Source organism: Streptomyces coacervatus (assembly GCF_029223485.1).
GTDB lineage: Bacteria > Actinomycetota > Actinomycetes > Streptomycetales > Streptomycetaceae > Streptomyces > Streptomyces coacervatus.
In genome coordinates this window covers 1-15,593 of the sequence record NZ_JARHTP010000005.1, presented here as the reverse complement: position 1 = coordinate 15,593, position 15,593 = coordinate 1, and the positions used below count along the sequence as shown (strand labels likewise).

Sequence of the window (15,593 nt, the reverse complement as noted above, 5' to 3'; positions counted from 1 at the left end):
CCCGGATCGCTCCGCCTCGCTGCGGAGCATCTCCCTTTTGCACCAGGCTCCGGTGCTCCGGAACCTCGGACTCGGTGACTTCCACCTCCTCCCCCGCGGGCAAGATCTCCACTCCACCGCGACGGGTGATTGTGAAAAACCCGCAGCACGGCATTCCGGTACGAGAGCGATGGCCTGCGCCTTTCTCTCACAACCGAACATATCTCGCCCGGACGGATGTCGTCACCCTCTACCGCGGCGTACCTCCGTTCAGGTGAATTGACCCTCTCATTACCTGCAACGATGCAAGTTGGCAGTCAGTTCCGGTTTATTTCGAAAGAATCCGGCGGCGCGGCGACCACTGCTGCGCACATCACGTCACCTGCGCCGCCCGCGCCCGCCATTCCTGGCACGGAGTGCATACGGCCGGTCCCTTCCTCCGCTGATCCAGCCATCCGTTCCTCTGTGCCTTCCCGAGCAGCTGCCGTGTACACAGCCGTAGTTGCTTCGGCGTACGAATCCAGCTCCGAGAAGTGCCGGTACGCAACCGCCTCTTGTGCCCTCCTCTCATACGCGCCCGTCTCCTCTTCCGCCGCCGCAGTCGCCGTTCGCACGGCACGCGCCGCCTCCGCCAGGGACGCGCCCGTGGTCATCAGGTCGTCGACGAGCACGACCGAACCACCGCGAAGCAGCCGGTCACCACCGGGGGCCACGGCCAGCGCGCCTGCGAGATTGTCCAGCCGCTGCCGGGAGTTGAGCCCCGACTGGTCGGCCACGGCACGCCGCTGCCGCAGCACGGCGAGTACTCGCGCCGCGGTCCCGGTCCGCCGCAGCTCACCCGCCGCCACCAGCGCGATCCGCCGCGCCGGGTCGTGACCCCGCGCCCGAACCGCCCCACGCGCGGACGGAACGGGAACGAGCAGTACGGGCACTTCACCGCCCGCAGCCGCATGGCCGGGCGCCTCTCTGAGCCCCGCCCGCACAGCTCCTGCCAGTGCCGTGCCCAGTGGTGCTGCGAGGGCCAGCGCACCCCGTTCCTTGTGGGCCAGCAGCGCGGCTCGCACCTCGTCGGCGTACCGGGCGGCCGCGTGCACCACGGGCAGCCCGGGCGGCTCCGGCACCGGTCGCACCCGGCTCGGTGCGGCCCCGTTCAGGGCGGCACGGCACTCCGGGCAGAGCACCGTGCGAGGCCTCCCGCAGCCTCCGCACTCGGCCGGCAGCACCAGGTCGGTGAGGTCCTGCCACCACCCCCGCATGCCCACCACTGTGCCAATGCCCGAGCCGCCCGGCCACCCCTGTGGATAACTAGCTGTGGACAACTCGCGCCGGACGCAAACCGCCCCCTCGACGGCACTTCACCCCGGGTAAACCGGCGCCACCCCGTCCGTGACCTTCTGCCACTGCGTCCCGGTCGGCAGTCGTACGATCCCGTCCTCCGAGTACGCCACCAACGGCAGCCGGTCGGAGTCGGCCGCGGTGATCTCCTTGATCCCGGACAGGGCCGCGGGCGCCGGTCCCTCCGGTGTGGAGCCGTCGACCTGTACGTACAGCATGGTCTGCAGTCCGCCCTGTTCACGCCCGACCACCACGAGCCGGCTGTCCCCGGCCCACGACATGGCCGTGATGTCCTCCAACTCCGGTGTCACGGAGTGCAGTCCGAGCACCGAAACGGCCGGCCGGTCCTCCCCGGCCTCCTGCCGCCGCTCGATCCGCCCGATGAGCAGGGACTTCTTGCTGCCCTTCGCCACCACGAGCGCTATTCGCACCCCGTCGGCGGCCACCCTGACGTCCTGGATGCGGCCGTCCAGCTCCGGGGTCTTCACCACGAGCGGCTCGCCCTTGCCCTGCTCCAGCAGGAGCAGCCGGGGGTTGTCGGGGTCGCGGTCGGCCACCCAGAGGTCGCCGTTCGCGTCCCAGCTGGGCATCGCCAGCCGGTCCTGCTCCTTCTTGCCGTGGCTGGTCAGCACGGGGTCCCCGAGCGAACCGCCGGACACCAGCGACGTGACGTACAGCTCCTTGCCGTCGGCCGCGATCCCGGCCGCCGTGTCCTCGTCGCGCGACACGGCCACCGAGCGCAGCTCCTTGGCGCCCTCGCCGAGCGCCCCGGGCACCGGTTCGGCCTTGGTGCTGTTCTTGCCGGCCGCCGTCCGTACGAGCCGGTTCTTGCGGTCGATGAAGTACAGATAGTCGGGTTGCTGCACCGAGCCGCGCGCGGCGACGGTGTCGGCCTGGTCCTCCCTGAGCGAGCACAGCCGCGAGTTGCCGGACTGCAGCTCGACCTGGTCCACCGCCGGGGTGAGGTTCTGCAGGGTGAAGAGGAGCTGGGCCGCCATCTCGTTGCACTGGCCCTGGCCGACCCGGGCGGCTTTCTCGTTCAGCGGCACGGTCAGCTTGTTCTGGTCGTCGGGCGTCAGCGCGGTGACGCCCTTGTTCAACGCCGTACCGGTCGGGAAACTCGTCCGGACCACGTGATCGAGCCAGTTCGTGGGCCCGTTCAGCAGCGAGCGGACCATCTGCGTCATGGGGTCCACGCGCCGGCGCACGTACACGGGATCGGCGACGGCCGCCGGCTGCGTCGTCGTCCCGGCCGCGGCGTTCGAGGCGAAGTAGTACTTGTTGACGGACATGTAGTTGCGTTGGAAGTCCGACTTACCCATGACGACGCCCTGCGGCAGCCTGTCGATGCGCCACTGCTTGGTCTTCTTGTCGCGTGTGAGATGCACCGGCGCCTCGTAGGACCCCCCGGCGGGCGAGTACGCCTGCTGCTCGTCCACCTTGGCGACCTTCGTGCCGGTCAGGGTGAACGAGAGGTCGTCGGCGCCCTCCCGGCCGCCCAGGCGGTTGGGGTCGATGCCCGGCCCGTCCGCGAGGACAGTGCTGGACAGCCCCGGCTTCCATGCCTGCGACGCAGCCTTGGTCAGGTATTGGCGCGCCGTCGAGTAGTTCGGGTCGTCGCTGGTCAACGCCTCGAGGAAACCCGAGACGATGTCCGAGGGCTGGGCGTCGTCCTGGGGCGGCATGGCAAAGACCCGCACCTGGGTGTCCTGCCGCGGTGTGGAGTCGACGCCGCGCAGGTCGCCACTGTCGGGCATCGAGGCGCACCCCGCCAGCAGTACGACACCACAGGCGGTGTACGCCACCGCGCGCATCGGTATCCGCCCGGCGCCCCCGTCGCGGTCAGCGCCCACGAAATGCCTCCCCTGGTTTCTTCGCATCCTTGGGCCCGGTGTCCTCCGGTCGGCCCGAGGTGTCGCCCAGCGCCCCGTCCTCACTGGCTGTCCCGTCCTGTCGCCGCGCTCCCGAGGCGGGCCGGGGCACCACGCGCGCGCCGTTCCCGGGCAGCGCCGTCGGGTCGGCGGTGGGGGCCGCACCGGCCAGTCTCGGGGCTATCGGCGGTATCTGGTCCCCGACCGGCTGCACGGGCACGGTGGCGACCTTGTCCCCGCCCCCGCGCGGCAGCCCGGCATCGTTGAGTCCTCGGTTGCGCCGCGAGTCCTTGGGCTCCAGCGGTATCGGCGAGCCCCGCAGCGGCTCGTCGGCGGTCCGCGGCAGCGTCAGCCGGAACTGCGAGCCGCCGCCCGGCTCGCCCCACGCCTGCAGCCAGCCGCCGTGCAGCCGCGCGTCCTCCAGGGCGATGGACAGCCCGAGGCCGGTACCGCCGGTGGTACGCGCGCGTGCCGGGTCGGCCCGCCAGAAGCGGCTGAACACGCGCGTGGCCTCGCCGGGCTTGAGCCCGACCCCGTAGTCGCGCACCGCGACGGCGACCGCCCCGCCCGCCGCGGCGAGCTTGACGACGACGTCCCTGCCTTCGCCGTGCTCCACGGCGTTGACGACGAGGTTGCGCAGCACCCGCTCCACGCGTCGCGCGTCCGCCTCGGCCACGACGGGCTGCTGGTCGCCCAGCACGCGTATGTGCGTGCCCTTGCGCTCGGCGAGCGGCTCGGCCCCGCTGACGACGCGCCGTACGACCTCCCTGAGGTCTATCGGCTCCGCCTCCAGCGCCGCCGCACCCGCGTCGAACCGGCTGATCTCCAGCAGATCCGCGAGCAGCGACTCGAACCGGTCCAGCTGATCGGCGAGCAGCTCCGCAGACCGCGCGGTGATCGGATCGAAGTCCTCCCGCGCCTCATGGATGACGTCTGCGGCCATGCGTACGGTCGTCAGCGGCGTCCGCAGCTCGTGCGACACGTCCGACACGAACCGCCGCTGCATCCGCGACAGGTCCTCCAGCTGCTGGATCTTCAGCTGCAGGTTCTGCGCCATCTTGTTGAAGGCCTCACCGAGGCGCGCGATGTCGTCCTCGCCGGTGACCTTCATGCGTTCCTGCAGCCGCCCGGCGGACAGCCGCTCGGCGATCCCGGCCGCCATCCGCACGGGCGTGACGACCTGCCGCACCACGAGCCAGGCAATGGCCCCCAGGAGTACGACGACGAAGAGCCCGGCGGTCGCCAGCGTGCCCTTGACCAGGCTCAGCGACTTCTCCTCCTGGGTGAGCGGGAAGAGGTAGTACAGCTGGTACGGGTCGCCGTTGGGGTCGTTGACCTGCTTGCCGATGACCAGCGCCGGCTGGGGTTCCTTGTCGTTGTTGTAGACGATGCGGGTATAGCTCTGGGCAGCCGTCGGGTTCACGTTGATCCGCGCGCGCAGTGCCTCGGGCACGCTGGCCGTAGGGTCGACGTACCCGGAGGCACGTGGCCCGCGCCCGCCGCCGCTGTTGTCGCCCGCGGGCAGCGTCACCACGTCGAAGGCGCCCTGACCGCCGCTGGACAGCGACGACACGAGGTCGCTCATCCACGGGGTGAGGTTCTGCGAGGGGCGTGCGTCCCCGGTCGTGCCGTCGTCGCCGGTCCCGACCGCAGCCTCGTCGGCCTTCTGCTTGGCCACCGCGAACCCACCGGTCGCCTGACTCTGCGAGGCCTTCACCTTGGCGTCCAGCAGCCCGTTGCGCACCTGACCGATGACGACGAACCCGAGCAGCAGCACCACGCCCAAGGACATCAGCAGCGTGGTGACGACGACCTTGAGCTGGATGTTCCGCCGCCACAACCGCATGACGGGCAGCAAGGGCCGCCGGACCCAGCGCATGAACAACCGGAGCACCGGGCTGCCCTGGACTCCGCCCTGCAGCAGCCCGCCCTCCAGCAGACGGCCCCAGCGGGAGCCTGTCGTCTTCCGGCCGACAGGCCGCCCCGCGCGGGCCCTGTCCGGCCCGGGCGCCGAAGCGGCACTGTCACCGGACATGTCAGCTGGGCCCTGCCTTGTAACCGACGCCCCTGACGGTCACCACGATCTCCGGCCGCTCGGGGTCCTTCTCGACCTTGGAGCGCAGCCGCTGCACGTGAACATTCACAAGCCGGGTGTCCGCAGCGTGCCGGTATCCCCACACCTGCTCGAGCAGCACCTCACGCGTGAACACCTGCCACGGCTTCCGCGCCAGCGCCACCAGCAGATCGAACTCCAGCGGCGTCAGCGCGATCGACTGCCCGTCCCGCTTCACGGAGTGACCCGCCACGTCGATGACAAGGTCACCTATGGCCAGCTGTTCCGGCGCGGGCTCCTCAGACCTCCGCAGCCTGGCCCGGATCCGGGCCACCAGCTCCTTCGGCTTGAACGGCTTCACGATGTAGTCGTCGGCACCGGACTCCAGCCCGACCACCACGTCTACGGTGTCGCTCTTGGCCGTGAGCATCACGATCGGCACACCCGACTCCGCCCTGATCAGGCGGCACACCTCGATGCCGTCCCGCCCCGGCAGCATCAGATCGAGCAGCACCAGGTCGGGTTTGCTCTCACGGAATGCAGCCAGCGCCTTGTCGCCGTCGGCTACGAAAGACGGCTCAAAACCTTCACCACGCAGCACGATGCCGAGCATCTCGGCCAGTGCCGTGTCGTCGTCGACGACAAGGACTCGTCCCTTCATAAACGACATCATCCCATTCTCATAACGGTGGCGAAGGTGCAGGTGAGCAGCGTCACTGGCCCGTGACGATAGTCGTACTCGGCCGTCACTGTCTGCCCCTGCCCCGCGACGTCGATGTCCGTAACGGATGTCAGCTACCCAGGGTAGGCGCAGCCTGACCACAGGCTCGGCCCTGCGGCTCTTGGCCGGGCTGCGACGATGCCGCGACGGCAAGGCCGCCTACGACCAGATCGCGGTCACCGACCGGCTGGCAGTTTCGCGGTGACGGAGCGAGCCACCCGGACCACCTTGTCGTCCGACACAGTGGCCGGCTTTGTCCGGGTGTCCGCCGTGGTCGCGAAGGTCAGCACCCAGGTCCGGGCTCCCGAGTTCCACACGACAAAGGTGATGTGCTGCCGCGCCTGGATCTGATAGGCGGTTTCCCGAAAGGCCCGCCGGCCCAGGCCGCTCACCGGGTCGACCCGCACGTCACGCATCCCGGCAGAGGCCGGGTGCGCGCTCAGGTTGTGAGCGGCGGACAGTTCGGCGTCGTAGGCGCGGGAGGCGGGGGTGAGGGACAGCGTCGACGTTCGGTCGGCGGAGGTGTAACCGCAGATGTCCGGGGCCTCGCCCTTGTCGGGACCGACCCGGGCCGTGAGGCGGGCGTCGGCGATGAGCCGCTTGGCAGCGCCCGCAGTCAGGGCGGTGCACAGCTGGGACGGTGGCGCCGTCTTCACCGAACCGGCGGCGCCGGTCCCGGCGACAGCAGCGGCGGTGCCACCGTCAGCCGAGGGCGTGGAATGGGTCGGGGTGCTGCAGGCGGCCAGCAGACCGAATGCGAGCGCCGCGATCGAACCCGCCGCGACACGGGAGAAACGACGCACCATCACGGGATCAGGTCCTGTTCGTCGGGGGAATCCGGGAAGTGTTCGAGCCGAAAGGCACCCCGCCGACCGACGGGGTGCCTCAGCGGGCTGGTCACGACCGAACACGGTCACGATCAGGCGTGGTCACTTCCAGACGTGGTACGTCCCGTAGTCGCTGACCTTCAGGTTGGTCGTCCAGCTGCCCCAACGCTCGTTGGGGGACCAGGTGTACTGCCAGGCCTTGCCGTTCGGCCTGGTCGGGCTCGGCAGGCAGGACCTCCCGGTGGAGTGGTAGATGCCCTGGTAGACGCCCTGCGTCCAACGACGCTCCACGACCTGGATCGGCTGGGCGAACTGCCCCGGCGACAGGTTGGTCGTGAAGGTGAACGAGGTGGTGGTGGAGCCGTTGCGCCCGTACGAGGGGGTGAGAGCGGCGAGGTCGCTCAGGGCCTTGCTGAGGGGGCCCGGGACCTTGAGGTTGAGACCTGCCGACCACTGCCAGCCCGTCGTCTTCGCCTGCTGCCAGGCGTAGGAGCAGCTGGGAACGTTCCAGGGGCACTGGAACGTCGGGCCCCGCCACACCCAGTCCTGCCAGGTCTTGTTCGCCTGCTGCACGCCCACCGACCGCGTCTTGTCGGGAGTCGACCAGTTGCCGGCGATATCGCTCTGAGAACCGTCCGAGTTCTGCAGACACACCGTGCTGGCTGCCGAGGCGGAACCGGGGGCGGCGATCACCACCAGAGGAGCCAGCGCGAACGCCACCAGCCCCATCCACTTGCTCGCCAGACGCTTCTTCCGCACGGGCACGGAACCCACACCACGGCGTGCACCGCCATTGATCTTCACGCTTGTCTCCTCTGCACTTTCGGCGCCATCCGGCCGAATCGAGTGAGCAGCTTCAGGAACGTTCTCCTGCTCGTGCGCCGGTTGCGTGCACCCGGCGTCTGACACCGAGATTCGCCACCGAAGGAGTTGTTCGGACACCCGTCCCACAAGGCCAATCAATTGCCCCACCCGCATCTGGGGCATCGTTCACCGGCCCGTCACTGTGCCGTCACACACCTGTCAACGCGGCAGCACGAACCAAGAGGCGGGTACCCAACTGGTCGGCGAGCCAGTTGAGTTCGTCGGGTCAGCCGCACCGACAGGCACAGGTGATGTCGCGCTCCGGTCCGGGCCACACTGCCGAGACGTTGAGCGCGCACGGGCAGCAGAACGGCTTTGGGCCGCAGCAGATTTGGCGCGAGTGATCACGGCCCCGCAAGCTTCCGGCGCGTCAAAGACACCGGGCTCACCCGGAACGTGGCCAAGCTCGCTAGCTCTGCGCCGGGCCGAGACGTGCCGCCTGCGCTGGGAGAACATCGGAGGGAAGCCGCTCAACCGAACTCCGGCGCCCGCTGGTGCGGCCGTTGGATATGTCACTGGACGCCACGGCCCCGCGGCGTGCGAATCGGCGTAGGCGCAGGGGCCGTTCGCATCGATCCAGCCGACATCACCCCATTAGCTGATCGTCACCTGACGCGACCTGGCACACAGCTCTGCAAGAGCCTCAGCCGTCACGGGCGACACGGCACCCTCTTCCGTGACGATCGCGGTCACCAGCTCGGGCGGCGTCACGTCAAAGGCCGGGTTGTACGCCTGGGTCCCCAGGGGTGCCACCGGAATCCCGCCCCCTGCTTCCGCTCCCGCCACCGGCACCTGAGGCGCTGTGACCTCGGTCACCTCATGGCCGGGGCGCTGCTCGATCTCTATGGAGGCCCCGTCCGGGGTATCCGGATCCACCGTCGTCACCGGTGCCACCACGATGAACGGCACATGGTGGTACCGGGCGAGCACCGCGAGCGGATAACTCCCCACCTTGTTCGCCACCGAACCGTCGGCCGCGATGCGGTCCGCCCCGATCAGCACCGCATCCACCTCGCCGGCCGCGAAGAGCGAGCCCGCGGCGTTGTCCGTGAGCAAGGTGTACGCCATGCCGCTGCGCGCCGCCTCATAACCCGTAAGGCGAGCACCTTGCAGCAACGGACGCGTTTCATCCACCCACAGCCGCCGCAGCCTCCCCGCACGGTGCGCAGCGAGCGCCACCGCGAACGCAGTCCCCTCCCCGCCCGACACCAACGACCCGGTGTTGCAGTGGGTGAGGATCCTGTGCCCGCCACCGGGCAACAGCTCGTCCAGGAGCGCCAGCCCGCACTCGGCCATACGAGCACTGGCCTCGGCGTCCTCCTTGTGCAGCTGCCGTGCTGCGGCAAGCGCCGCCGACGCAGCCTGCCCGGCATCGCCGCTGGTGGCGAACTCGGTCCGGTAGGCGGTTTGGGCCCTGCGCACACCGACGGCGAGGTTCACCGCAGTGGGCCGGGCACCGCCCAGCGCGGTAGCAGCCTCGTCCACGTCGAAGCCGCGCGCGGCGGCGAGCGCGACACCGTACGCTCCCGCGATGCCGAGCAGCGGCGCCCCGCGCACGGCCAGCGAACGGATCGCCTCCACCAGCGCGGGCGCATCCGTACAGACCCGCTCGACCTCCTCGGCCGGCAACCTCGTCTGGTCGAGAAGTACCAGTACGGGGCCTTCGGGTGGCTCCTCCCAGCGGATCGCCGGTATCTCGGTCGGCCTGCTGTCTTCGCCGGATTGCGCGTACTGATCAGCCATGCGGTCAGTCTGCCCCTTATCCGGCAGACAATTGAAGGTGCGCAGCCCATACCGCGGCCGGTACCTCGGCGACCACCCCATGGCACGATGGCTGCCAACCTGCCGCCGCGACCGCGGACGGGCACCGTGAAGGAGCGACGATGAAAGACACTCCGGGCTGGGCCTCGCCCGGATCTGCCCCGTCCGACGGGCAGGAGCCAGGCGCGTCCGGCCCTGCCGGGCCCACCGACCGCCCCGGCTCCGCGGAGCCCTCGGACCAGCCCGGTCCCGACCCGCAGGACGCCCCTGACCCGCAGGGCCCCGGCTCGCAGTGGTCCAAGCAGCAGCCCCCACCCGGCCAGTGGTCCGCGCCCACCGGCCCTGCAGACCCCGGCCGGCCCACTCCGCCGCCCCCGCCACCCGGCCCCGGCTGGGGCACCCAGCCTCCCCCCGGACCCGGCGGCTACGGCACTCCCGGTCCCGGCGGCCACCGGGCATACGGCACTCCCGGATACCCCGCATGGGGAGGCGGCTGGGGCGGCCCCCCACCCGCTGCCAAGCCAGGCGTCATTCCGCTCCGCCCGCTCGGCGTCGGCGAGATCCTCGACGGCGCCGTCTCCACCATGCGCACCTACTGGCGCACGGTGCTGGGTATCTCCCTGACCGTCGCGGTGGTTACCGAGATCCTCGTCATCCTGCTCCAGGGCCTCGTGCTGAACGACACCAGCACCGCGGCCCTCGACGACCCCAGCGCCACCCCGAGCGAACTGACCCGCGCCCTGGGCGAGGTGATGCTCAGCTCCAGCGCCGTCTTTCTGATCTCTCTGATCGCCACAGTCGCCGCGACCGCCCTGCTCACCACCGTCACCAGCCGCGCGGTCCTCGGCCGACCCGTGACCACCGGCGAGGCCTGGCGCGACGCCCGTCCTCAGGTCGTGAAGCTGTTCGGCCTGATCGTGCTGTTGCCTCTCATCGCCGCCGCAATTGTCCTCGGGGGCACACTGCCCGGCATCCTCGTGGCGATCTTCGGGAACGCCGATGCGGGTGTCGCGCTCGCAGTCGTAGGCGGCATCGCAGCCGGCGTCGTCGCACTGTGGCTGATGATCCGCTTCTCCCTGGCCTCGCCGGCACTGATGCTGGAGAAGCAGGGCGTCGTGAAGTCGATGAGCCGATCCGCAAAGCTCGTCCGAGGCTCCTGGTGGCGTGTCTTCGGCATTCAGTTGCTCGCCGGAATCATCGCAAACATCATCTCGGCGATCGTCATCCTCCCGTTCACTTTCCTCGCCGCAGCGCTCGGCGGCGACGGTGTCATCGGCTTCCTCAACAGTGACGGCAGCAACCTGGGCTGGACCTTCCTCATCATCAGTGGCATCGGCTCGGTGATCGGCTCCATGATCACCTTCCCGATCAATGCCGGCGTCACTGTGCTCCTCTACATCGACCAGCGCATCCGCCGCGAAGCCCTTGATCTCGAACTGGCCCGCGCTGCCGGTGTCCAGGGCTACGGCACCGACGCCGGCTCGGGAGGCTGATGCGGTGAGCGTGACGGGGGGAGTTCTCATAGCGGTGCCGACGGCCCTGCCGCGCGCCGCCGAATCGGCCGTACGTACGCTGCTGCGCGTCGGCGACACATCCGTCTTGTCGTTGGCGCGCTCCGGCGACGAACCGCTGGTGACGATTCCGCGGGATCCCGCACGTGAGGCAGCCCGTCGCGAGCTGTCCAAGCGCATGTACCACGAGAACGACCCCAGCCTGTTCCAGCGTGCCCTGAACGCCTTCTGGGACTGGGTCGACAAGCTGTTCGGCTCGGCCGCGGCCGCGACACCCGGGGGCACGCTCGGCCTGGTCGTCGTCATCGTGGCTGTCCTCGCGGTGCTGGGCGCACTGTGGTGGCGCCTGGGCACACCGCGCCGCGAACCCACCTCGTCCGCCACCCTGTTCGACGACCGTCCGCGCAGCGCCACCGAACACCGCGCCGCCGCCGAGGCGCACGCCGCCCAGGGCCACTGGAACCAAGCCGTCCAGGAACGCATGCGCGGCATCGTCCGCTCCCTCGAGGAACGTGCACTCCTCGACATCCGCCCCGGCCGTACCGCGGACGAGGCAGCAGCTGAAGCAGGCCGCGCACTGCCCACCCACGCGGACCGGCTGCGTGCCGCCGCCCGCGACTTCGACGATGTGACATACGGCGGCCGAAGGGCGAGCGAGCAGTCGTACCACCGCATCGCGGAACTCGACCGCGACCTCGAACGGACCAAGCCCCAGCTCGCGAGCAGCAGCCCCAGCACGACCCACAACGCCCGCCAGGGAGCCGCCGGATGACGACCGAGGCCACGCTCCCGTCCACTTCGGCCTCGCCCACCGCACGCCAGGTGTGGACCCGCGCACGGGGCATCGCGCTCGCCGTCGTGCTCCTCCTGGCAGCGGCCGTCGTGATCGCCGTGATCCGCTCCGACACCCGGCACGGCGAACTCGACCCGCGCTCCGTCGACCCCTACGGCAGCCGCGCCGTAGCCGAACTCCTCGCCGACCGGGGCGTGTCCACACGCGTGGTCACCACCCTGGACGAGGCGCGCGCCGCAGCCGCCCCGGACACCACGCTTCTGGTCGCTCTCCCCGACCTGTTGACACACCATCAACAGACGTGGCTGCACTCCGCGATCGCAAACTCCGGTGGCCGCACCGTCCTCATCGCCCCGGGCAGCTGGTCCGTCGAAAAGCTGGCCCCCGGCGTCACCGCGGACCCCGCCACCAGCTTCGACTCGACGCTCTCTCCCGACTGCCGACTGCCCGCAGCCCTCCGCGCGGGCACCGCAGACACGGGTGGCATCCGCTACACCACCACACGTCTGGGCTCCGACGAGTGCTACCCCAGCGAGCGCCTGGCCACCCTCCTGCGCATCCCGGAGACCTCCGGGAACGGCGACACCGTCGTCCTCGGCGCGCCCGACATCCTCTTCAACGACCGCCTCGACAAGGAGGGCAACGCCTCGCTCGCCCTCCAACTCCTCGGCTCCCGCTCCCATCTGGTCTGGTACCTCCCCTCGCTCTCCGACAACTCCGCCACCGACACGGGCGACGAAAAAGGCTTCCTCGACCTGCTCCCCGCAGGCTGGCTCTGGGGCACGCTGCAACTCTTCATCGCGGCAGCCCTCACCGCCCTCTGGCGGGCACGCCGACTCGGCCCCCTCGTGCCTGAAAGACTCCCTGTGGCGATCCGTGCCTCCGAAACCGTCGAGGGCCGCGCCCGCCTCTACCGCAAAGCGAACGCCCGCGACCGCGCGGCCTCCGCTCTTCGCTCCTCCACCCGCACCCGCCTCGCTCCCCTCGTCGGCGTCCCCGTCGCCCAGGCGCACTCGCCCGAGGCCCTGCTCCCCGCCGTGTCCGCCCATCTCCACGACGACGGACAGGCCCTGCACTCGCTCCTCTTCGGCCCGCCGCCCAGTGACGACGTGGCTCTCATCGCACTCGCCGACCAACTCGACGCCCTCGAAAGAGAGGTACGCCGTCCATGATGGACCCGACCACTGACAACGCCGGGTACGCCGGGGATCCGGGCAAGGCCCGAGCCTCCCTGGAAGCCCTGCGCTCCGAGATCGCCAAAGCCGTGGTCGGCCAGGACCCCGCCGTGACCGGCCTCGTCGTCGCCCTCCTCTGCCGCGGACACGTACTACTAGAAGGAGTCCCCGGGGTCGCCAAAACGTTGCTCGTACGCGCCCTCGCCTCCGCACTCGAACTCGACACAAAGCGCGTCCAGTTCACCCCCGACCTGATGCCGAGTGACGTCACGGGCTCCTTGGTCTACGACACTCGCACCGCCGAGTTCTCGTTCCAGCCCGGCCCCGTCTTCACCAACCTCCTCCTGGCCGACGAGATCAACCGCACGCCCCCGAAGACCCAGTCGTCCCTCCTGGAAGCCATGGAGGAACGCCAGGTCACGGTCGACGGCACCCCGCGCCCGCTCCCCGACCCCTTCTTGGTCGCCGCAACCCAGAACCCGGTCGAGTACGAGGGCACGTACCCCCTCCCCGAAGCCCAACTCGACCGCTTCCTCCTCAAACTGACGGTCCCTCTCCCCTCCCGCCAGGACGAGATCGACGTCCTCACCCGCCACGCCGAGGGCTTCAACCCACGCGACCTGCGCGCCGCCGGCGTACGACCCGTGGCCGGCCCGGCCGACTTGGAGGCCGCCCGCGCAGCCGTGGCCAAGACTGCTATCTCCCCTGAAATCACCGCCTACGTGGTGGACATCTGCCGAGCCACCCGCGAGTCGCCTTCCCTCGCCCTGGGCGTCTCCCCACGCGGCGCCACGGCCCTTCTGGCCACCTCGCGCGCATGGGCCTGGCTCACAGGCCGCGACTACGTCATCCCCGACGACGTCAAGGCCCTGGCACTCCCCACCCTCCGCCACCGCGTGCAACTCCGCCCTGAGGCAGAGATGGAAGGCGTCACGGCCGACTCGGTCATCAACGCGATCCTCGCCCACGTCCCCGTCCCCCGCTGATGGCACCCACCGGACGCACAGCGCTCCTCGCGGCCCTCGGCTCTCTCCCCGTCGGCATCTGGGACCCCAGCTGGACGGGCATCCTCGCCGTGAATGCCCCCCTGGCCGTGGCCTGCGCCTGCGACTTCGCCTTCGCAGCACCGGTACGGCGCCTCGGCCTGGCCCGCTCCGGCGACACATCCGTACGCCTGGGCGAGGCCGCCGACGTGACCCTGACTGTCACCAATCCATCCCGGCGCCTCCTCCGGGCCCGGCTGCGCGACGCCTGGCCCCCCAGCAGTTGGCAACCCGGCACTGAAGTAGCAGCCTCCCGCCACCTCTTGACCGTGCCTGCCGGCGAACGCCGCCGCGCCACGACCCGTCTACGCCCCACCCGCCGCGGCGACCGCCAGGCAGACCGCGTGACGATCCGCTCCTACGGCCCCCTCGGTCTGTTCTCGCGCCAAGGCAGCCACCGGGTCCCCTGGACGGTACGCGTCCTGCCGCCCTTCACCAGCCGCAAGCACCTGCCCTCGAAACTCGCCCGCCTGCGCGAGCTCGACGGCCGCACCAGCGTGCTCACTCGCGGCGAAGGCACAGAATTCGACAGCCTGCGCGAGTACGTACCGGGCGACGACACCCGCTCCATCGACTGGCGCGCAACGGCCCGCCAGTCCACGGTCGCCGTGCGCACGTGGCGTCCCGAACGCGACCGCCACATCCTTCTCGTCCTGGATACCGGCCGCACCTCTGCAGGCCGCGTGGGTGACGCTCCACGCCTCGACGCCTCGATGGACGCGGCCCTGCTCCTGGCTGCACTCGCTGCACGCGCCGGCGACCGGGTGGACCTGCTCGCATACGACCGCCGGGTACGCGCCCTCGTCCAGGGCCGCACAGCACGCGACGTCCTCCCGTCCATGGTCAACGCGATGGCCACACTTGAACCCGAACTGGTCGAACTAGACGCCCGAGGCTTGACGGCGACCGCACTGCGCACAGCCCCACGCCGCTCACTCATCGTGCTGCTCACAAGCCTCGACACGGCGCCCGTGGAGGAAGGCCTGCTGCCCGTCCTCTCCCAACTCACCCAACGCCACACAATTCTGTTGGCATCGGTAGCGGACCCATACGTCGCCCGTATGGCGAGCGCCCGTGGAAACACCGAGGCCGTCTACGAGGCTGCAGCCGCCGCCCAGGCCCAGAGCGAACGCCATCGCACCGCGGAGCAACTCCGCCGTCACGGGGTCACGGTCGTCGACGAGACCCCGGATGAATTGGCGCCAGCACTGGCAGATGCGTATCTGGCCCTAAAGGCAGCAGGACGTCTATAGCAAGAGGGGGTCCTGTGAAGGGCTCCCGAGACGTAAGCCCTTAAATGCAGAAAACCCCCGTACCGGTATCCCCGGCCGGGGGTTTTCTCAATGATTGTTCGGCGGCGTCCTACTCTCCCACAGGGTCCCCCCTGCAGTACCATCGGCGCTGTAAGGCTTAGCTTCCGGGTTCGGAATGTAACCGGGCGTTTCCCTCACGCTATAACCACCGAAACACTATGAAACTGTCAGCCGCACCACGCCGTGACCATGGCGTGGGGCTGTTCGTGGTTTCAGAACCAACACAGTGGACGCGAGCAACTGAGGACAAGCCCTCGGCCTATTAGTACCGGTCACCTCCACACCTTGCGGTGCTTCCAGATCCGGCCTATCAACCCAGTCGTCTACTGGGAGCCTTACCCCATCAA

12 protein-coding genes and 2 rRNA genes are annotated in these 15,593 nt (G+C 69.9%); 5 read left to right on the top strand and 9 right to left on the bottom strand.

All coding sequences use genetic code 11. The features are described from left to right. Positions 1 to 296 precede the first annotated feature (296 nt). From P2Q00_RS13770 to mtnA, 7 genes are all read right to left on the bottom strand, one after another. A complete protein-coding gene (locus P2Q00_RS13770) occupies positions 297 to 1,235 on the bottom strand; it encodes a ComF family protein (protein ID WP_275772731.1) in 939 nt (312 codons plus the stop codon). Between the two features lie 99 nt (positions 1,236 to 1,334). Then, complete coding sequence (locus tag P2Q00_RS13765; RefSeq protein WP_275772730.1) at positions 1,335 to 3,167, bottom strand: LpqB family beta-propeller domain-containing protein; 1,833 nt, start codon at positions 3,165 to 3,167, stop codon at positions 1,335 to 1,337. Then, a complete protein-coding gene (gene mtrB / locus P2Q00_RS13760; RefSeq protein ID WP_275772729.1) occupies positions 3,157 to 5,220 on the bottom strand; it encodes an MtrAB system histidine kinase MtrB in 2,064 nt (687 codons plus the stop codon). The genes P2Q00_RS13765 and mtrB overlap by 11 nt, the downstream gene beginning before the upstream one ends. Position 5,221: 1 nt before the next feature. Next, the gene (gene mtrA / locus P2Q00_RS13755; RefSeq protein ID WP_187284748.1) at positions 5,222 to 5,911 is read right to left on the bottom strand and encodes a two-component system response regulator MtrA; all 690 of its coding nucleotides are present in this window, start codon (positions 5,909 to 5,911) and stop codon (positions 5,222 to 5,224) included. Between the two features lie 224 nt (positions 5,912 to 6,135). Beyond that, on the bottom strand, positions 6,136 to 6,765 hold the full coding sequence (locus tag P2Q00_RS13750; RefSeq protein WP_275773162.1) for a hypothetical protein: 630 nt from the start codon (positions 6,763 to 6,765) through the stop codon (positions 6,136 to 6,138). A 123-nt stretch (positions 6,766 to 6,888) separates the two neighbouring features. Then, a complete protein-coding gene (locus P2Q00_RS13745) occupies positions 6,889 to 7,590 on the bottom strand; it encodes a hypothetical protein (protein WP_275772728.1) in 702 nt (233 codons plus the stop codon). A gap of 654 nt (positions 7,591 to 8,244) precedes the next feature. Further along, a complete protein-coding gene (gene mtnA, locus P2Q00_RS13740) occupies positions 8,245 to 9,393 on the bottom strand; it encodes an S-methyl-5-thioribose-1-phosphate isomerase (protein WP_275772727.1) in 1,149 nt (382 codons plus the stop codon). A 140-nt stretch (positions 9,394 to 9,533) separates the two neighbouring features. Between mtnA and P2Q00_RS13735 the strand changes: the two genes are divergently transcribed. From P2Q00_RS13735 to P2Q00_RS13715, 5 genes are read left to right on the top strand one after another with little or no spacing between them, the layout of a single operon-like run. Continuing rightward, entirely contained in the window at positions 9,534 to 10,904 is a 1,371-nt protein-coding gene (locus P2Q00_RS13735; RefSeq protein ID WP_275772726.1) for a DUF7847 domain-containing protein, read from the top strand. Positions 10,905 to 10,908: 4 nt separating this feature from the next. Further along, positions 10,909 to 11,694, top strand: a complete 786-nt coding sequence (locus P2Q00_RS13730) for a DUF4129 domain-containing protein (protein WP_275772725.1) — start codon at positions 10,909 to 10,911, stop codon at positions 11,692 to 11,694. Next, positions 11,691 to 12,887 (top strand): DUF4350 domain-containing protein, encoded by a 1,197-nt coding sequence (locus P2Q00_RS13725; protein ID WP_275772724.1) that lies wholly within the window; start codon positions 11,691 to 11,693, stop codon positions 12,885 to 12,887. Before P2Q00_RS13730 ends, P2Q00_RS13725 begins: the two co-directional genes overlap by 4 nt. Then, positions 12,887 to 13,876 carry an AAA family ATPase gene (locus tag P2Q00_RS13720; RefSeq protein ID WP_275773161.1) on the top strand — a complete coding sequence of 330 codons (990 nt, stop codon included), beginning with the start codon at positions 12,887 to 12,889 and terminating at the stop codon, positions 13,874 to 13,876. The genes P2Q00_RS13725 and P2Q00_RS13720 overlap by 1 nt, the downstream gene beginning before the upstream one ends. Next, the gene (locus tag P2Q00_RS13715; RefSeq protein WP_275772723.1) at positions 13,876 to 15,186 is read left to right on the top strand and encodes a DUF58 domain-containing protein; all 1,311 of its coding nucleotides are present in this window, start codon (positions 13,876 to 13,878) and stop codon (positions 15,184 to 15,186) included. The genes P2Q00_RS13720 and P2Q00_RS13715 overlap by 1 nt, the downstream gene beginning before the upstream one ends. A 96-nt stretch (positions 15,187 to 15,282) precedes the next feature. Here P2Q00_RS13715 and rrf read toward each other — a convergent pair. After that, positions 15,283 to 15,399 (bottom strand): 5S ribosomal RNA (gene rrf / locus P2Q00_RS13710). Between the two features lie 89 nt (positions 15,400 to 15,488). After that, positions 15,489 to 15,593, bottom strand: a 23S ribosomal RNA gene (locus P2Q00_RS13705); the annotation flags it as partial.